Raw genomic sequence first — 17,250 nt, 5'->3', positions numbered from 1 at the left:
GCGATCGCATTTTGGGTGTAGAAACTGGTGGTTGTCCCCACACAGCTATTCGCGAAGATGCTTCGATGAATTTAGCAGCAATTGAACAGTTAGAAGTGCGTTTTCCTGATTTAGATTTAGTCTTTTTAGAAAGTGGTGGCGATAATTTGGCAGCTACCTTTAGTCCGGAATTAGTTGCTGCTGGCGATAAAATTCCTCGCAAAGGTAGTCCCGGCATTACTAAATCTGATTTATTAGTGATAAATAAAGCAGATTTAAATGTAATGGAACGGGATGCTAAAAAAATGCGTGGTGAGAAACCGTTTATTTTTACTAACTTAAAAATTAAACAAGGATTAAAAGAGGTAATTGAGTTTGTTTCTCAAAATATTTGTTAATTTATAATTATTAATAGCATTAATAGATAAAATGGTAGGCATTGCCCACCATATATTAATCATATCATGTCGGGTGTTGGAACACCTATTGTAGAGACGTTCGGTGTGGAACGTCTCTACAACGTTTGCGGCGTTTTTGTGAAAATCAGTCAGTTCCACCCCAACTCCAAGTAGGATTTCCAGCAGTGACACCTTTTTTTGTAATTACAGGAAAGAAGTTATTCGCATCTTTTAAACCCGTCATATCCAAAATTAAAAATACTTTACCACCAGTAAACCGCACGCGGAGATGGAAGTCAGAATTTTTATCTTCAGTACCAGATTTGACGATACTACCAGCAGCGATACATTTACTAAATGCAGGCTTGAGATTTGCTACCCAAGTTACACTAAAAGGGTCAGTATTAGAGATAGTAAAAGATTCAGCGAAAGAACTTAATTTTGCTGAACCGTTAATAGTATACCCTCCTTCGTAGTAAGGCGCGTTTTGTTCTGTCACAATCACCTTTTGCGGACAGTTTGCTGCTGGTGTATTTGATGATTTGTAAACGCTAAGTTCAACTTGGGCGGCGTTAGCTGATAATGCTGGGAAAAGAGCAATACCTGCGACACACGAGTAGGCGATACTTTTTTGGAGTCGCTTTGCGATCGCACTTCTTAAACAAAGGAGAAAATACTTATTTGTCATTTTTGTTGTTTTTTAATTCCTTTTGATTCTTCAATTAACCAAAGGCAAAATTATACAGAACTACAAAGTTAACTATCGGAATAATCATCAACAAAATTAGCCAAGGATTCTTACCAAGCTTTTTCACAACATTAACAAAGGCGATGATGAGGAAAATCAAAGCAACAAAATTCACCAAAGGAATGAAAATTGCAATAGTCCACCAAGGTGACTGACCTCCTGCTTTGTACATAATCCAGTTATTTAAAATCGGAATCCAAGCAAACCAAGCGTTTGGTTCTCCTAGTTTCTGATAGATTTTGTAGAAGCAATATGAACCGAAAATATAAGCAGCAAGCCCAAAAATAAAGCTAAAGAAACTTCCCCCAGCGCTACCAGAACTTTGGTTACTCTGAGCAAGAAGATAGACGAAACTCCAATCATAAGTTAGAAAAGCCATTTTTATCCTCGCAAAAACTAAAAATCAAGAATTTGTATCTTTCTAACTTTAGATTGACTGTTCATGTGTTAATTTAAACAAAAATTAGCTTTTGTGTAACTAAAATGATACATTTCTGGTAGTTTGAGCTACAAATTAACCAAATTGGATAAAAAATGAGTTGGTAGACATCAAACCCGCTATCTTAAGCAATAATACTGAGCAAGTACAAACTGCGGCGATGACTCACCACATTTTAAAAGCCACCAAGAAAACCGTTCATTTAGGTGGTTTCTCCCAACAGCTAGAACCAGCACTGACTGTAGATTCTGGGGATACGGTTGATGTGGAAACTTACACTGGTTACTACATTTACGACAAAGCACCATCGGAATTTCTGACGCCAGAATTTATTGACATTTGCGAAAATCTTGCCCCAGAACGCAAAGTTGGTGTAGGACCGCATTTACTTACTGGACCAATTTATATACGGGGAGCGGAAGCGGGGGATGTTTTGGAGGTAAAATTAAAGGCAATTAAACCGAGTTTACCTGTTGGTTTCAATGCAATTCGTACAGGTTGGGGAGTTTTACCACACCAGTTTACTCAACCTGCCCTGAGATTCATTCCTCTCGATTTAGAAAATAATATCACTGAATTTCCTACAGGTAGTAACATTAAAATTCCCCTCAAACCCTTTTTTGGTATTCTTGGTGTCGCTACTCCCGAAACATCCCGAAATTCAATTCCTCCTGGTTGTTATGGCGGTAATATCGACAACCGCGAATTGCAAATTGATTCTAGAGTATTTTTGCCTATTTTTGTTGCTGGTGGATTATTTTCTATTGGTGATGGACATTCCGCACAAGGAGACGGTGAAGTTAATGTTACCGCGATTGAAACTTCGATGAACGGTACAATTGAGCTTAAAATTCGCAAAGATTTGCAACTAACAACACCCATCGCCGAAACTCCTACCGATATCATTACAATGGGGTTTGGTCAAACTTTAGATGAAGCTTTAGAATTTGCTGTAAAAAACATGATTAATTTTCTGGAACGCTTTGCAAATTTGTCGCCAGAAGATGCTTATGTATTGTGTAGTATATCTGTGAATTTCCGCATTACTCAAGTTGTGAACAGTCCCCAAAAAGGCGTTCACGGAATGCTGCCAAAGTCAATATTTACAAAGCAAATTAGTTTATAATTAACAATTTACCAACGTTTTTTATGTCTAACATAATCATTCAAATGCTGCTGATTGGTTTAGTCGCTGGCGTTGCTGGCGGTATGTTTGGTATCGGTGGCGGTGCAATTATGGTGCCTGCAATGGTCTTACTAATTGGTATGGATCAGAAATTTGCTACTGGCACTTCAGTTGCTGCTCAAATATTGCCAATCGGCATTTTAGCAGCAATTGTTTATTATCGCAACGGTAATGTCAATATTAAGTATGCTGTATTTATTGCAGTTGGTCTAATAGTTGGTAATTTATTTGGAGCGCTGTTTGCCAATCAGCCGTTTATTAGCAGTGAATTAATGAAGAAGCTGTACGGTATCTTTTTATTAGCGATTGGTTGTAGATATTTGTTTTTCCGGTAGCAAGTGGTGTTATTACCACTTTTTTTTGTAGGTAAGGTTATTTACTTTACCTACATTTTTTGAGTTGTTAGCTAGGCGATCGCTTATATTGTAGTATAAATGTAATTAACAAAATTCGTATCGCTTTCTAACCAAAATTTAGTATAATCGAAATCATTATTATGACAATTTTTAAGTAAGTTACCGAACACAGCAAAAAACTAAAATCAGGCAAATAGATGATTGTATATTTCTGTTGCTGCTACCAATAAAAAATCTTTTTCAATATGGATCGTCGTAACTTTCTAAAGTATGCCACTTTATCAGGGGCTGGCTTTACCTTTGCTGGGTGTACTGGCAGAAAATCCAATCAACAGGGTGAAGTGTCTACTACAGCCTCGCCAATAGCTGCAAATGAACCTCTCAAGGTAGGATTTATATATGTTGGACCTGTAAACGATTTTGGCTGGACTTATGCCCATGATTTAGGTCGTAGAGAATTGCAGGCAAATTTACAGGATAAGGTGAGAACTACCTTTGTAGAAAATGTAAGCGTTGGTGCTGATGCTGAAAGGGTAATTCGTCAACTAGCTTTAGACGGAAACAAGTTGATTTTTACAACTTCTTTTGGCTTCATGAACCCGACAATCAAAGTCGCAAAAGACTTTCCAAAAGTTTTCTTTGAACATTGTACTGGATACAAACGCGCTGTTAATGTCGGCACTTATTTAGGACGTTTTGAAGAACCACGATATTTAACTGGAATGATTGCGGGCAAGATGACAAAATCTAATATCATCGGTTTTGTCGGTGCATATCCAATTCCCGAAGTAATTCGCGGGATTGGTGCTTTCACTCAAGGAGTGCGGGCAACAAATCCCAAAGCACAAGTTAGAGTAATTTGGGTACAAAGTTGGTTTGAACCGACGAAAGAAAGAGAAGCCGCGCAAGCTTTGGTAAATTTGGGTGCGGATATTTTGTCACAGCATACTGACTCGGCTGCTGCAATTCAATTAGCAGAAGAAAAGGGTATTTTTGCTTTTGGTTACAATACTGATATGAGTAAGTTTGGAACTAAAGCGCATTTAACGTCAGCTATTAATAAGTGGGGCAAGTTTTATACTGAGAAAGCTTTGTCTGTGATTAATGGAACTTGGAAATCTCAAGATGTTTGGGATGGTATTAGTCAAGAAATGGTAGATATTTCGCCAATGAATCAGGTGATTCCTGGGGATGTTCAGCAATTGGTGAATGCAAAGCGCGATGAGTTTATTAAAGGTGCGGCACATCCTTTTGATGGTCCGGTGAAAGACCAACAAGGTGTGGTGCGAGTTCCACAGGGTAAGGTGTTGGATGATAAGGGACAATTGGCTATGGATTGGTATGTTGAAGGTGTTGAGGGGACGCTTCCGAAGCAGAAGTCTTAAGAAGTTAAAAATGCCGTAGTAAGCGCTGAAGCGCTTAAGCATTTGAGTGAAATGAGAAACGAACCGCGTTCGCCCTTGGCGTCTTTGAAGGAGAAGGCGCCAAGGACACCAAGGAAGAGGGAAGAGGGATGAAGGAGGTTTATCGTTTACAGGTAAGAAATGTTAGTAAGACTTATGGTAATTGTTTGGCAAATAATCAGATAAATTTGACGATTCAACGGGGTGAAATTCATGCTTTGTTGGGAGAAAATGGAGCGGGCAAGAGTACTTTGATGAAGATTATTTACGGGTTGGTACGTCCGGATGCTGGGGAAGTTTTTTGGCAGGGAGAAAAAATTAATTTGAATAGTCCTTATCAGGCAAGAATGCTTGGTGTTGGTATGGTGTTTCAACACTTTTCTTTGTTTGAAAGTTTGACTGTTACTGAAAATATTGCTTTGGCACTTACGAAGACGGAAAAATGGGATTTATCACGAGTTGATAGAAAAATTCGCATTCTATCTAATGAATATGGTTTAAGTGTTAATCCAGACCGTCCGATTCATACTTTGGCTGTGGGTGAAAGGCAAAGAGTAGAAATTATCCGTTGTCTTTTTCAAACTACGAAGTTGTTGATTTTGGATGAACCTACGGCGGTTCTTACTCCTCAAGAAATAGAAAAGCTGTTTGCAATTTTACGGCGAATTGCTGCTAATGGTTGCTCTATTTTATTCAGCAGTCACAAGTTAAAAGAGGTGCAATCTTTATGCAGTCATGCTACTGTGCTGCGAAATGGTGCGGTTGTGCAAGAGTGCAATCCTCAAAGAGAGACACCTGCAAGTTTGGCACGGATGATGATTGGTTCTGATGTGCTATCTAGCAAACAACGTCAATATCAACCACCAGGTCCGATATGTTTGCAAGTTCAAGATTTGTGTCTGAAACCGAAAAATCCTTTCGGTACGACGTTGCAGAATATCAATTTGCAACTTCACGTCGGCGAAATCGTGGGAATTGCGGGTGTTGCTGGCAACGGACAATCAGAATTATTATCAGCTTTGAGTGGTGAATTCATCTGTCCCAAGGCAGAGATGATTATGTTGGGTGAGATGGCGATCGCTCGTTATGATGTTTCTCACCGTCGCCGTTTGGGATTAGCATACGCCCCAGAAGACCGTTTGTCTAAGGGGGTAGTGCCAAATTTGAGTTTACAGGAAAATGCTTTGCTGACAACTTACGGGCAAGGGCTTGTGCGTCGGGGAATGATTCGCTTTCCTAAGTTGAAAAACTGGACTGTGAGAATTTGTGCTGCTTTTAATGTCAAACAAGCGGGGGTAAATTCGACTGCTGCAAGTTTATCGGGTGGGAATTTACAAAAGTTTATCATGGGGCGGGAAATTAACCAAAATCCAGCGGTGATGATTGCAGCGCATCCGAGTTGGGGTGTGGATATCAAGGCAACTGCAAGTATTCATGAAGCGTTGATTGAGATGCGGGATAATGGTGCTGCGGTGTTGGTGATTTCTGAAGATTTGGATGAGTTGTTTGTTTTATGCGATCGCCTGGGTGTAATCTACAAAGGGCAACTTTCTCCTCTCAAGTCGATACAAGATACTAACCGAGATGAAATCGGGCGATTAATGGGGGGAATTGGCGCATGATAGCCTGAGAAAGTAATTCTAAATACAGCTTTGCGTCAAATATTAGCGTTTTTAAACGCAGAGGAGCGCAAAGTCAGCGCTGAGGGACGCAGAGTTTTTCTGCTGATATCATAACGCATAAAAAGCTAATGTTAATTAAATTTGAACCCCGTAGTGTACCATCAATAACTTGGCAAATACTTTCACCTTTAGTAGCACTTTTAGCAACGGTGACTGTCGGAATCTTACTATTTGCTTTATTGGGTAAGTCGCCGATTACTGCTTTACAAACTCTATTTATTACGCCTTTAAGTAGCTTTTATCAATTGACAGAATTAACGGTGAAAGCTGCACCAATTTTATTAATTGCTGTTGGTTTAGCGGTATGTTTTCAAGCAAAGGTGTGGAATATTGGCGCAGAAGGACAATTGACGATTGGGGCGATTTTTAGTAGTATTATTGCTTTGGCATTTCCCGATGTAAATAATTATGGAATACTCTTACTTAGTTTGATTGCTGGCGTGTTAGGTGGTGCGATTTGGGGGAGTATTCCCGCTTGATTGAAGGTGCGATTTAATGCCAACGAAATACTCACAAGTTTGATGTTAAATTATGTTGCAATTAGTATTTTAAATTACTTGGTGCGCGGACAGTTAAAAGACCCTCAAGGATTTAACTTTCCGGAATCTGCACCTTTTAGTGAATTTGCCAGTTTACCATCATTAATTGCGGGTACGCGGTTGCATTGGGGAGTAATTTTCGCTTTTTTTGCGGCTGTGTTAATTTGGGGAGTGCTGCGGCTGACATTTTTTGGCTTCAGCGTGCGGGTAGTTGGTTCAAGTTTAAACGCAGCGGAGTATGCTGGGATAAAGAGCGATCGCATAATTTGGCTTAGTCTACTCCTGGCTGGTGGATTAGCCGGTTTAGCTGGTGCGTGCGAAGTTCTAGGTCCAATTGGTCAACTACGCCCTACCATTTCTCCCGGTTACGGTTATACTGCCATCATCGCCGCATTTATCGGACGGTTAAACCCCTTAGGGATCATTTTATCTAGTTTGTTGATGGCGCTTCTTTACGTAGGAGGTGAATTATTGCAGATTAAACTTGCACTTTCTAACGCCATAGCGAGTTTATTTCAAGGTATTTTATTTTTCTTTCTTTTGGCGGCAGATATGCTAATTTATAACCGACTGCAAATTAGACGATAGGGTTAGTGGATAGTGGATAGTGGTTAGTGGGAACTTTTGACAACCATCAACCATCAACCATCAACCATCAACTATCCACTATCCACTATCAACCATCAAATTGTGAGGAGATTTAAGTGTCCAGAAAGAAATTATCTAAAATTGTACTAATAGGAGTAATTACTTCAGTTGCAGCTGCTGGAAGTTTTGCTTTAAGTTTAGTTGTACCTGCAAGCAAAGTTAATCATCAATTGGCAATTCAAACGCCGAAAAACACAACTTTAAAAAATCCCAAACATCAACACGTTGCGAATTTGGGCAAAGTGATGAGTACATCGGCGCAAGCTGTAGCCCCAAGTACAAATGTGATTTCTGATGTGCCAAAATTATTTCAGGGAACAACTATTTATCAAGCGAAACTGAAACCAACTGATAAAGTTGTCGCTCTCACTTTTGATGATGGACCTGGACCAAAAAACACGGTACAGGTGTTAGAAATTTTGAAGAAAAACAACGTAAAAGCGACATTTTTTATGGTTGGGTCAATGGTGCAAGCGTTTCCCAAAATTGCTAAACAAGTTGCCCTGGATGGTCATGTAATTGGCAATCATACATGGCACCATTGGTATCGTCGCATGGATACTGCAACGGCGGCTAAAGAAATTGACCGCACAGCAGATATTATTTACAAAACTACAGGTGAGAAAACTACTCTATTTCGTCCACCTGGAGGCTACCTGAATAATGGATTGGTTGCCTACGCCAAAAATCACCACTACGCTGTAATGATGTGGTCTGGTGAGTCAGGTGACGCAGAACGCCGTTCTCCTCAAGTGCCGGGAATGGTAACAAATGTACTCAAAAGTGCCAAGCCAGGGGGAATTATATTGATGCACGATGGTGGTGGCAACCGTGCCAAAACTGTCAAAGCATTACCACAAATGATTGCCGATTTGAAGGCGGAAGGTTATCGATTTGTAACAATACCTGAATTGTTGCAAATACAAGATAAAGAACAAATGGCAACAGTACCTTCACCGACAGTAACACCTGCGGTTACAGATGAACATCCAAACATTCAGCCCAATAATTAGTGATACTCTGCGGGCAGCTACACCTCTGATTTTAGCAGCACTAGGCGAATTAGTAACGGAAAAATCAGGGGTGTTAAATCTTGGCGTTGAGGGGATGATGTTAATTGGGGCTGTAGCTGGTTTTATCGTCACCGTTGTTACAGGTAATATTTATTTAGGGTTATTGATAGCACTAATATCGGGAATAGCGATCGCTTTAATTCATGCTGTGCTAACAATTACCATCGGTGCGAATCAAGTCGCTACCGGTTTAGCCCTGACTATTTTTGCTTCGGGACTCAGTGCTTTTGTCGGTGCTGACTACGTAGGTAAAACAATTACCGGACTGCAACAAATGAACAAATCAATACCTCTATTGAACCAAGATCTTGTAGTATATTTATCAATCATTTTGGTAATTTTAGTTTCATGGTTTTTGCGTAAAACACGGCTAGGGTTGGTGCTGCGGAGTGTGGGTGAATCACCATCAGCAGCGGATGCTTTGGGTTTGCCTGTTGTGAAAGTGCGCTATGAATGCGGTAATGTTTGGTGGGGCAATGGCTGGGGATCGCGCATTTGTTATCTCTCGCTTGCGTATACGCCGCTGTGGGCGGAAAATATGACAGCAGGACGAGGATGGATTGCGATCGCTTTGGTAGTTTTTGCCACCTGGAAACCGATTATAATTCTCTTGGGTGCTTACTTATTTGGCGGCGTGAGTGCGATACAGTTGATAGTGCAAGGACTGGGATTTGATATTTCTCCTTATCTTTTATCTGCGTTGCCCTACTTAGCTACTATCGTGGTATTGGTGATTATCTCACGCGATGCCACGCGCATTCAACTAGTAGCACCCGCATCTTTGGGTGAACCTTTTCGTCCTACTCATTAAACTAGACCATCTCAAACTCTAACTGATGACTCTTAACAAAATCATGAGTGAAATGATCCACCACATTCGTATCACTCAATTCTAAATTATAAAAATCGACAAACTCATGCTCAAAATATGGTCCTGCGTGCCAAGTTCCCACCTCTAACTTAATAAAACAATTTCCCGGAATGCGGAAAACTGCAATCTCTTCTAAAGCTGGTTCATCAACATTATTATCAGGAGGACAAACCGCAATTAACCAATCCTTTCCTGACAAAGAACCCAAACATTGAGTGCATTGCATATGCCGAGTTATTTTGTAAAACTTTCGCCCTTGGCGTTGCAACCGCACAATATAAAAGCGAGGAATTCCGTTTTGCAAGTTTAACTGGGCATCTTTAGTATCGTAAGCTTTCCCGTCCTTACTGGCAAAAATAACTTGCCCGTAACGGCGAAAATTTTCTGGTGTTATCCATTCTGCCTGCAATTGTTGTACTGTCTTTGATGTACTCATATCAAACCTGCTTGCTCCCTAATTATTTTACTCCTGAAACCGTCTTTTTTTAGGACTTACTATTACCAACATCTCTAAATCATCGGTTGTGAAGTATCCCGTCTGGGACTTAAGTCCCAGCCTAAAAGCTGAAGTCGGATAAATCCGACTCTAATTATTTAATAGTCCGTTTAGCCGATACTACTTAAATCTGAGGTGTAACAAAGCTTTAGACAAATTCACGTTTTTAAATCATGTTGGTAATGACAAGCCTTTTAAAAGAGGGTTAAGAAGAGGTATGTCAAAAACTCACTCTAACAATTCTAGTTCTTTAGGAATAAGAGATTTAGGAATAATTGAAGCTTGTTTTTCTCGATCGCTCGGTTTTGTATACCACCAAGCCCATGCAATTAAAACTGCTTGTAAGGGCAGTCTTATAGCTTGTAACAAGTTTGAATCTGGTACATGGTCTATTTTAATGTGATTAACCGCCATGTTGATATTAGCCGGGTAAACAGCAATAAAAAGAGCAATTAAACCCCAAGCAGCAGGTTGACTTAGAGGGGGAACTAATAAACCGATACCACCCAAAATTTCATAAAAGCCACTCAGATAAACTAATCCTAAAGGATTGGGGAGTTGCGGCGGTACAATTCTCACATATTGATCGGCAACGGTAAAGTGCGTTATTCCGACTATGATCAGACATACTGCAAGGATGACACGTAAGAGTTCTTTGTTCTTTTTTATGTATTCCATTTGAGTATATGCTTGAGCTTACTCTTTCAGTTTCCTTGCTGTATGTCACAATGTCTTCAGTCAAGAGTTGGAAAATTCGCGTTTGCCTGTGCGGACTTTCACATTGATTAACTAACAATCTCAGGGCTAGTGTATGGCGGTATTGAATCGGCGTCAATTTCTATATAGTTCAGTTGCCTTTAGCACCAGTTTACTGCTAAAAGCTTGCAGTAGCAACCAAACAACGACACCCACGGCAGCTAGTGGTGAAAAATTTAAGATAGCGATCGCACTTCCTGGTACCATCACTGACAAAGCCTGGAATCAATCTGGTTACGAAGGTGTCAACCTTGCCAAACAAAAGCTGGGTGCAGAAGTTAACTTTGTCGAAAAAGTCGCGCAAGCAGACCAAGCCGAAACTTTAGGTGATTTCGCTCGTAGGGGCTACAATATAATATTTGCCCACGGCGGACAATTTGACGCATCTGTAGAACAAATCGCTGCCCAATTTCCCAACACGTTTTTTGTCTGCGTGAATGGTAATCTTAAAGGAGAAAATATTGCCGCTTTGCGAATAGATCATCTCCAAGTCAGCTATTTGTGTGGAATTATTGGCGCTTCCCTAACCAAATCTAACAAAATGGCTTACATTGCTGGCGAGAAATTCCCCGCTACTGAAGATGAATTACGCGGATTTGAATTAGGGGCAAAATCAGTTAAACCAAATATACAAATTCTCCCTACTTTTACAGGTGATTGGAATGATGTTGCTAAAGGCAAAGAAGCTACTTTAGCATTGATTTCTGCTGGCGCTGATGTCATCTATCAATGGTTAGATAATTCCTCTCCAGCCGTGTTACAAACAGCCGCAGATAAAGGTGTTTATGCTTTTGGGAATACAAAAGACCAATTAGAAGTAGCGCCAAAAGCGGTTTTAACCAGTGCTGTAAAGCGAATGGATTTAGCGATCGCATATCTAGCAGAATTAGCAAAACAGAAACAATTAAAAGGGCAAATATATACAATTGGTTTAGAAAGACCAGATATTTTAAACTTGGGAAACTTTAACGAAATTGTTCCAGCAGCAGTTAAGCAAAAGGCATTAAATACAAAACAGGAAATTGTTGATAAAAAAATAACTTTTGAAAGTTGTAAAGATGGTAATAAAGATACGCGCTGTGCAAAAAAGGCGACAGTTTAACAATTAAAGCCTCACGCAAAGTTTTTATCTGCGAATATGCGTGAAATTTAACATTATTATAACTCACTTACGCAGAATAATGAAGAAACGAACCGCAGAGGCGCAGAGAACGCAGAGAAATAAGGGTTTGGGAGAGTTTTTGCTTAAGTCCTAATTATTTCACAACACGCAATGTCATATTTACGTTTAGAAAAAATCACCAAACGCTTCGGCTCATTTATTGCTAACGATAACATTAGCCTAAGTATTGAAACCGGAAAAATCCACGCAATTTTAGGTGAAAATGGTGCAGGTAAAACCACTTTAATGAACATTATTAGTGGTTTATATCAACCTGACGAAGGTCAAATTTATCTTGAAGATAAAGCAGTAAATTTTGCATCTTCAAAAGGCGCAATTAATCAAGGTATCGGCATGATTCACCAACACTTCATGCTTGTACCTCAGTTAACCGTCACCGAAAATATCATTCTGGGAACTGAGAAAAGCTGGCGTTTAAATCTGCGGCAAAAACAACAGGAAATCACCGCTTTATCCCAAGCTTATAAATTAGAAATTGACCCCAGTATGAGAGTAGCAGATTTACCAGTAGGAGCGCAACAGCGAGTAGAAATTCTCAAAGTTCTTTACCGTCAAGCAAAGTTGTTGATTTTGGATGAACCGACAGCAGTATTAACACCCCCCGAAGTGAAATCTTTAATTGCTATTCTCCGTCAACTTGCAGCAGCTGGAAACACAATTATTTTTATCAGTCACAAGCTTGATGAAGTGATGAATCTCTGCGATACAGTAACGGTGTTGCGACGGGGAAAGGTAGTAGCAAATACAAATACTAAAGAAGCTACACCTCAACAATTAGCAGAATTGATGGTGGGACGTGAAGTTGATTTACAGTTAAATAAATCAGCCGTTTCACCAGGTAAAGTTGTCTTATCGGTGCAGAATTTGCAAGTTGTAGATGAAAGAAATATTACGGCTGTGCGTGATGTTTCATTTCAACTTAGAGCCGGAGAAATTTTAGGAATTGCTGGTGTAGATGGCAATGGACAGCGTGAATTAGCAGATGCCATAACAAATTTGCAATCTGTTAAAAGCGGTAAAATCGATGCCGTAAAAAATATCGGTTACATTCCGGAAGATAGGCAAAAAATCGGTTTGGTATTGCAATTTAGTATTGCCCAAAACCTGATTTTAAAAGCTTTTAAAAAGTTGCCTTTTTCTCGTCGCTTTTTATTGCAGAAAGAAGCAATTAAAAATCACGCTAAGTCTGCAATGCAAGAGTTTGATATTCGGGCAACGGGGGAAGATGTGAAGGTAAATCAGTTGTCGGGAGGAAATCAACAAAAAGTGGTGTTAGCGCGAGAATTGACGGGGGAACCGCTGTTAATTGTCGCAATGCAACCGACGCGGGGATTAGATGTGGGGGCAACTCAAGCAGTGCATTCTCGCTTGTTAGCAGAAAGAAAACGCGGTGCGGCAATTTTGTATATTTCTACTGAGTTAGAGGAAGTGATGGCAATGAGCGATCGCATTGCGGTAATTTACAGAGGTGAGTTTCTCGATATTTTAGATGCAGCGACAGCGACAGTCGAGGAAATTGGTTTGTTAATGGCAGGGGGAAGAGGGGGACAAGGGGGGGACGAGGGGAGTAATAACTCCTAAGCCTACAATTTTATGACTAATAAGGTTGTTCTTAATGAAATAAGAGCGGTTTTTCACAGACCATATCCGGAGAAAGAAACAGATAAAGGTGCGGTTAAATCGCTACGACGGTTTTTGACAGAAGCGGGAGTGACAAATGATGAATTATAAAGGTTATGAAGCAATTGTAGAATTTGATGATGACGCAGAAATTTTTCATGGTGAAGTAATTAATCTTAGAGATGTAATAACTTTTCAAGGCAACACCGTAGCAGAATTGAAGCAAGCATTTCATGATTCTGTAGATGTTTATTTGGACTTTTGCTCATTACGTGGTGAGGAACCTGAAAAACCATTTTCAGGTAAGTTTGTAGTCAGAATAAATCCGAGTTTACATAAACAAATTGCAATCAAAGCAAAGAAAGAAGGACAAAGTTTGAATTCTTGGATAGAAAAACGGTTATCTGAGTCTAAAAATTGATTGCTAGCAAGTCTGGAGTAATAACTCCTAACTTTTGTACAGACGTGGGCGTGTGGAACGTCTCTACCGCGCCTTTTATAATTAGTATGCCGAGTATATACGTTATTGGTGGTGCAAATGGTTCAGGTAAAACGACTGTTTCTATGAGTTTGCTGCCAAATTTTATCGACTGCTTTGAGTATGTGAACGCAGATGCGATCGCAGCTGGACTTTCTCCATTCAATCCAGAGTCTATGGCTATTGAGGCAGGACGTTTGATGATTCAGCGACTGCGGATATTATCTAATTTGAGAAGGGATTTTGCGTTTGAAACCACACTAGCAGCTAGAACTTTTGCGCCATTTATAATTGATTGTAAAGCAAAAGGTTACACGATTAACTTAATTTATTTCTGGCTGCAAAGCGCTGATTTGGCAGTCGAAAGGGTAGCCAGACGGGTTGCTAGTGGGGGACACTCGATTCCAGAACAGGTGATTCGCAGACGCTATGAAAGAGGACGAAGAAATCTGATTGATTTGTATTTACCGCTATGTGATGGCTGGATGGTTTATAACAATTCCAAGTCAGAACCCAGGTTAGTAGCTGAACGTATTATTAATCAGCAATCTATAATTTATATAGATGAAATTTGGAGGCAAATCAATGACTGAAGAAGAAATGAGAACCTTACACAGTAAAATTAATACTGGAGTAAAAGCAGCAATTGCAGAAGCGATTGAACGACATCGCAAGCTTGGTCAATCTATTAGTATTATGCAAGATGGGAAAATCGTCACTTTAACCGCTGAGGAAATACCAACGATTCAGTCACAACACCTTGAAAACAAAAGCAGATGAAGTGCGATCGCATTGCCCTAATCTATGTCCCAAAATGACTGCAACTAACCGTATCCAATTGCTACCAATTATCTCACCGCTAATTGCGATCGCATCTTCTCTCATTGTCGGTGCAATTCTCATCATACTCGCCGGCGCTAACCCAATCGCTGCATACACTGCCTTATTTCAAGAATCTCTCTCAACTTACTTTGGCTTTGGTAACACGCTTACGAAAATGGCACCGCTATTATTAACTAGTTTAGGCGTACTAGTCGCGTTGCGTGCCGGTCAATTTAATATTGGTGGAGAAGGACAAATTTATCTCGGTGCTTTGGGAAGTGCTTTGATAGGGTTATACGTGCAAAATTTCCCCGCATTTATTCACATACCTTTAGCGCTTTTCGCAGGGTTTGTTTTTGGTGGAGTTTGGGGTTGGATTCCCGGTTATCTGAAAGCAGTGCGGGGAGTGAATGAGGTAATCACCACGTTGCTGCTAAACTACATTGCCATCAACTTAGTCAGCTATCTGGTGCAGAATCCTTTGAAAGCAGCAAACGCGCCTAGTCCATATTCGCCATTAATAGCCAAATCTGCACAGTTACCGATTATTTTACCAGGAAGTTTGGCACATGCGGGAATTTTGTTGGGATTAATCGCGGCAGGGATATTGTGGATATTGTTGATGCGATCGCCTCTAGGATACCAAATCACCGCCGTCGGATTCAACTTCATCGCTGCCCGTTACGCAGGTATTTCCGTCCAACGCACGATTATGTTAGTAATGGCATTAGCGGGTGGTTTAGCTGGTTTAGCGGGTGCTTCTGAGGTGATGGGGTTGAAATATCGCTTGTTTGAACAAGTATCATCCGGTTATGGATTTGATGCGATCGCGATCGCTTTCCTCAGTCGCGGTAGTGTTTTCGGTGTAATATTAACTTCTCTATTTTTCGCGGCTCTACGTAGTGGTGCGAATGTCATGCAACGCAGCGCAGGTGTACCCGTGACTGTAGTTTATGCTATTCAAGGTTTGACTGTATTGTTTATTGCCATTAGTCTAGCGATGGAAAAAAAGATAAAAGTAATTAAACCGCCGATAAACGCTGATTAACGCAGATAATGAACTTTGAAGTACGTATTGCCCTCACCCTGGAAGGTGAGGGCATCCAAATACCCCATGCCCTATGCCCAATGCCCTCTTCTCAGATTACCTCGTTGCTAGCTTGCGTTTAGCCGTCCCCCTCGCATTCGCTGCTTTGGGAGGACTTTATTCTGAACGTTCAGGAGTGCTAAATATTGGCTTAGAAGGAATGTTACTTACAGGTGCTTTCACCAGTGCTGCTGCCACCTTTTACATAGGTAATCCGTGGATTGGTGTAATCGCTGCCTTGATTGCTGGGGGAATCGTCGGTTTACTTCATGCTTTTTTATGTGTAACTTTGCGCGTCGATCAGTTGGTATCTGGGTTAGCAATTAATCTTGTCGCAGCTGGGTTAACATCTTTTTTAGCACGGCTAATATTTAGTGGTGGTATAGCTCAACAATTGCCCGGAATTGCAGCAATTATTATTCCCGGTTTTGCCAATATTCCCCTAATTGGCGCTTTGTTACAACAAGATATTCTCGTATATTTATTATTAATAATAGTTACTTTAACTACATACATATTGTTTTATACTAGCTTTGGTCTAACTTTGCGAGCTGTAGGAGAATATCCACAAGCAGCGGATACGGCTGGTGTTTCAGTGCAAACTGTGCGTTACACTGCTGTGATAATCGGTGGATGTCTTGCTAGTTTGGGAGGGGCTTATCTTACTTTAGTACAGATAAAGTTTTTTGCGGAAGGGATGAGTGCTGGCAAAGGATTTATTGCGATCGCTGCTTTAATTTTTGGTAGATGGCATCCTGTAAGTACTGCCTTAGCTTGTTTGTTGTTTGGGGCGACAGAAGCTTTACAATTAAGAATACAGGCATTGGGTGCGAATATTCCCTATCAATTTTTGATAATGTTACCTTACGCGATCGCCTTATTTGCTCTCGTTAGCAAAAAAGGCAAATCCACACCACCAGCAGCTTTGGGTATCGCTTATTTTCCCGAAAATCAAAAGCGTCAGTAAATATCTCAATCGCTTACACTATTCAAATCAACTTTAGGAATAGCTTCCGGATTGCGAACCGCTGGGGACTGTTCCAAAATAGCAATGATACCAGTCCGATTGGTTGCTAAACTGGAATTGCTAATTATATCTATCACATTTCTGTGAATAATTTCCTCAATCAAAGCTTTAATTTGTGGCTTAATTATTTTATTTAAACTCACTCTAACTTCTTCGGCTAATTTCCTATAATTACCATCAACAAGAGTTTGCTCAACTAGAGTAACAGAATCTTCTAAAGTTACGACAATTTCTTTATCAAAGCAATGACAAATAACTTTGCTAGGACGTAGCCCAAGTTGAGTATTATATAAAGAACCAATACGCTGTGATATTTCTCGTTCTAATTGTCCAATCGTTGGTCTAACCATAAATAATTTATTAATTTTAGATAACTCTATTGAAAAAAGATAAAGTTATTTTTTTATTAATCATGTATTTGCTATCAAATCAGATGAAGTCTCATAAAAATTTTCACCT

The 17,250-nt window shown here is 40.1% G+C and carries 19 protein-coding genes and 2 pseudogenes; 16 read left to right on the top strand and 5 right to left on the bottom strand.

Annotated features, from left to right (window positions below):
• A partial coding sequence (locus tag PI95_RS13745; protein ID WP_039740869.1) for a GTP-binding protein occupies window positions 1–377 on the top strand: 377 nt, incomplete at its 5' end.
• Window positions 378–522: 145 nt separating this feature from the next.
• On the opposite strand, the gene PI95_RS13740 is transcribed toward PI95_RS13745, so the two are convergent.
• Both PI95_RS13740 and PI95_RS13735 read right to left on the bottom strand, forming a co-directional pair.
• Window positions 523–1,065 (bottom strand): hypothetical protein, encoded by a 543-nt coding sequence (locus PI95_RS13740; protein ID WP_052324824.1) that lies wholly within the window; start codon window positions 1,063–1,065, stop codon window positions 523–525.
• 34 nt (window positions 1,066–1,099) lie between these two features.
• Window positions 1,100–1,504: a DUF5684 domain-containing protein gene (locus PI95_RS13735; RefSeq protein WP_039740871.1), complete on the bottom strand. Its 405-nt coding sequence runs from the start codon at window positions 1,502–1,504 to the stop codon at window positions 1,100–1,102.
• Between the two features lie 220 nt (window positions 1,505–1,724).
• On the opposite strand from PI95_RS13735, the gene PI95_RS13730 reads away from it, so the two are divergent.
• The 7 genes and pseudogenes from PI95_RS13730 (at window position 1,725) to PI95_RS13700 (ending at window position 9,262) form a co-directional block, all read left to right on the top strand.
• On the top strand, window positions 1,725–2,690 hold the full coding sequence (locus PI95_RS13730) for an acetamidase/formamidase family protein (RefSeq protein WP_039741536.1): 966 nt from the start codon (window positions 1,725–1,727) through the stop codon (window positions 2,688–2,690).
• A 23-nt stretch (window positions 2,691–2,713) separates the two neighbouring features.
• Window positions 2,714–3,085: a sulfite exporter TauE/SafE family protein gene (locus PI95_RS13725; protein ID WP_039740874.1), complete on the top strand. Its 372-nt coding sequence runs from the start codon at window positions 2,714–2,716 to the stop codon at window positions 3,083–3,085.
• Between the two features lie 266 nt (window positions 3,086–3,351).
• Window positions 3,352–4,491, top strand: a complete 1,140-nt coding sequence (locus tag PI95_RS13720; protein WP_039740877.1) for a BMP family ABC transporter substrate-binding protein — start codon at window positions 3,352–3,354, stop codon at window positions 4,489–4,491.
• A 128-nt stretch (window positions 4,492–4,619) separates the two neighbouring features.
• Window positions 4,620–6,131 (top strand): ABC transporter ATP-binding protein, encoded by a 1,512-nt coding sequence (locus PI95_RS13715; protein ID WP_039740880.1) that lies wholly within the window; start codon window positions 4,620–4,622, stop codon window positions 6,129–6,131.
• 128 nt (window positions 6,132–6,259) lie between these two features.
• Window positions 6,260–7,318 (top strand): annotated as a pseudogene (locus PI95_RS13710) (ABC transporter permease).
• Between the two features lie 116 nt (window positions 7,319–7,434).
• Window positions 7,435–8,391, top strand: coding sequence for a polysaccharide deacetylase family protein (locus PI95_RS13705; RefSeq protein ID WP_052324825.1), 957 nt, complete (start codon window positions 7,435–7,437; stop codon window positions 8,389–8,391).
• Window positions 8,360–9,262 (top strand): ABC transporter permease, encoded by a 903-nt coding sequence (locus tag PI95_RS13700; protein WP_039740882.1) that lies wholly within the window; start codon window positions 8,360–8,362, stop codon window positions 9,260–9,262. Before PI95_RS13705 ends, PI95_RS13700 begins: the two co-directional genes overlap by 32 nt.
• Before the next feature lies 1 nt (window position 9,263).
• Here PI95_RS13700 and PI95_RS13695 read toward each other — a convergent pair whose 3' ends face one another.
• Both PI95_RS13695 and PI95_RS13690 read right to left on the bottom strand, forming a co-directional pair.
• On the bottom strand, window positions 9,264–9,758 hold the full coding sequence (locus tag PI95_RS13695; RefSeq protein ID WP_039740884.1) for an ureidoglycolate lyase: 495 nt from the start codon (window positions 9,756–9,758) through the stop codon (window positions 9,264–9,266).
• Window positions 9,759–10,046: 288 nt separating this feature from the next.
• Window positions 10,047–10,496, bottom strand: a complete 450-nt coding sequence (locus tag PI95_RS13690) for a DoxX family protein (protein ID WP_039740886.1) — start codon at window positions 10,494–10,496, stop codon at window positions 10,047–10,049.
• Between the two features lie 133 nt (window positions 10,497–10,629).
• Here PI95_RS13690 and PI95_RS13685 point away from each other — a divergent pair, with 133 nt between their 5' ends.
• The 8 genes and pseudogenes from PI95_RS13685 (at window position 10,630) to PI95_RS13650 (ending at window position 16,731) form a co-directional block, all read left to right on the top strand.
• The gene (locus PI95_RS13685; protein ID WP_039740888.1) at window positions 10,630–11,676 is read left to right on the top strand and encodes a BMP family protein; all 1,047 of its coding nucleotides are present in this window, start codon (window positions 10,630–10,632) and stop codon (window positions 11,674–11,676) included.
• Between the two features lie 171 nt (window positions 11,677–11,847).
• Complete coding sequence (locus PI95_RS13680; protein WP_052324826.1) at window positions 11,848–13,338, top strand: ABC transporter ATP-binding protein; 1,491 nt, start codon at window positions 11,848–11,850, stop codon at window positions 13,336–13,338.
• A 21-nt stretch (window positions 13,339–13,359) separates the two neighbouring features.
• A pseudogene (locus tag PI95_RS13675) lies at window positions 13,360–13,488 on the top strand (type II toxin-antitoxin system HicA family toxin); the annotation flags it as partial.
• The gene (locus tag PI95_RS13670) at window positions 13,475–13,798 is read left to right on the top strand and encodes a type II toxin-antitoxin system HicB family antitoxin (RefSeq protein WP_201280436.1); all 324 of its coding nucleotides are present in this window, start codon (window positions 13,475–13,477) and stop codon (window positions 13,796–13,798) included. The pseudogene PI95_RS13675 and the gene PI95_RS13670, both read left to right, overlap by 14 nt.
• A gap of 86 nt (window positions 13,799–13,884) precedes the next feature.
• A complete protein-coding gene (locus PI95_RS13665; protein ID WP_039740893.1) occupies window positions 13,885–14,448 on the top strand; it encodes an ATPase in 564 nt (187 codons plus the stop codon).
• Complete coding sequence (locus PI95_RS13660; RefSeq protein WP_039740895.1) at window positions 14,441–14,635, top strand: hypothetical protein; 195 nt, start codon at window positions 14,441–14,443, stop codon at window positions 14,633–14,635. The genes PI95_RS13665 and PI95_RS13660 overlap by 8 nt, the downstream gene beginning before the upstream one ends.
• 34 nt (window positions 14,636–14,669) lie before the next feature.
• Entirely contained in the window at window positions 14,670–15,725 is a 1,056-nt protein-coding gene (locus tag PI95_RS13655; RefSeq protein WP_039740897.1) for an ABC transporter permease, read from the top strand.
• Between the two features lie 73 nt (window positions 15,726–15,798).
• On the top strand, window positions 15,799–16,731 hold the full coding sequence (locus tag PI95_RS13650) for an ABC transporter permease (RefSeq protein WP_039740899.1): 933 nt from the start codon (window positions 15,799–15,801) through the stop codon (window positions 16,729–16,731).
• Between the two features lie 5 nt (window positions 16,732–16,736).
• Here PI95_RS13650 and PI95_RS13645 read toward each other — a convergent pair whose 3' ends face one another.
• Window positions 16,737–17,141: a Na-translocating system protein MpsC family protein gene (locus PI95_RS13645; protein WP_039740902.1), complete on the bottom strand. Its 405-nt coding sequence runs from the start codon at window positions 17,139–17,141 to the stop codon at window positions 16,737–16,739.
• Between the last annotated feature and the right edge of the window lie 109 nt (window positions 17,142–17,250).

It is taken from the genome of Hassallia byssoidea VB512170 (genome assembly GCF_000817785.2).
Lineage (GTDB): Bacteria > Cyanobacteriota > Cyanobacteriia > Cyanobacteriales > Nostocaceae > Hassallia > Hassallia carrinoi.
Note: the sequence above shows the minus strand (reverse complement) of the source record. Positions and strands in the feature narration are given on the sequence as shown.

Excerpts from the sequence above, each read along its gene's own strand:
- PI95_RS13735 (WP_039740871.1), bottom strand. The coding sequence starts at position 1,504 with ATGGCTTTTCTAACTTATGATTGGAGTTTCGTCTATCTTCTTGCTCAG.
- PI95_RS13670 (WP_201280436.1), top strand. The coding sequence starts at position 13,475 with ATGATGAATTATAAAGGTTATGAAGCAATTGTAGAATTTGATGATGAC.
- PI95_RS13680 (WP_052324826.1), top strand. The coding sequence starts at position 11,848 with ATGTCATATTTACGTTTAGAAAAAATCACCAAACGCTTCGGCTCATTT.
- PI95_RS13655 (WP_039740897.1), top strand. The coding sequence starts at position 14,670 with ATGACTGCAACTAACCGTATCCAATTGCTACCAATTATCTCACCGCTA.
- PI95_RS13660 (WP_039740895.1), top strand. The coding sequence starts at position 14,441 with ATGACTGAAGAAGAAATGAGAACCTTACACAGTAAAATTAATACTGGA.
- PI95_RS13700 (WP_039740882.1), top strand. The coding sequence starts at position 8,360 with ATGAACATCCAAACATTCAGCCCAATAATTAGTGATACTCTGCGGGCA.
- PI95_RS13650 (WP_039740899.1), top strand. The coding sequence starts at position 15,799 with ATGCCCAATGCCCTCTTCTCAGATTACCTCGTTGCTAGCTTGCGTTTA.
- PI95_RS13730 (WP_039741536.1), top strand. The coding sequence starts at position 1,725 with ATGACTCACCACATTTTAAAAGCCACCAAGAAAACCGTTCATTTAGGT.
- PI95_RS13695 (WP_039740884.1), bottom strand. The coding sequence starts at position 9,758 with ATGAGTACATCAAAGACAGTACAACAATTGCAGGCAGAATGGATAACA.
- PI95_RS13715 (WP_039740880.1), top strand. The coding sequence starts at position 4,620 with ATGAAGGAGGTTTATCGTTTACAGGTAAGAAATGTTAGTAAGACTTAT.
- PI95_RS13725 (WP_039740874.1), top strand. The coding sequence starts at position 2,714 with ATGTCTAACATAATCATTCAAATGCTGCTGATTGGTTTAGTCGCTGGC.
- PI95_RS13645 (WP_039740902.1), bottom strand. The coding sequence starts at position 17,141 with ATGGTTAGACCAACGATTGGACAATTAGAACGAGAAATATCACAGCGT.
- PI95_RS13720 (WP_039740877.1), top strand. The coding sequence starts at position 3,352 with ATGGATCGTCGTAACTTTCTAAAGTATGCCACTTTATCAGGGGCTGGC.
- PI95_RS13665 (WP_039740893.1), top strand. The coding sequence starts at position 13,885 with ATGCCGAGTATATACGTTATTGGTGGTGCAAATGGTTCAGGTAAAACG.
- PI95_RS13690 (WP_039740886.1), bottom strand. The coding sequence starts at position 10,496 with ATGGAATACATAAAAAAGAACAAAGAACTCTTACGTGTCATCCTTGCA.
- PI95_RS13685 (WP_039740888.1), top strand. The coding sequence starts at position 10,630 with ATGGCGGTATTGAATCGGCGTCAATTTCTATATAGTTCAGTTGCCTTT.
- PI95_RS13740 (WP_052324824.1), bottom strand. The coding sequence starts at position 1,065 with ATGACAAATAAGTATTTTCTCCTTTGTTTAAGAAGTGCGATCGCAAAG.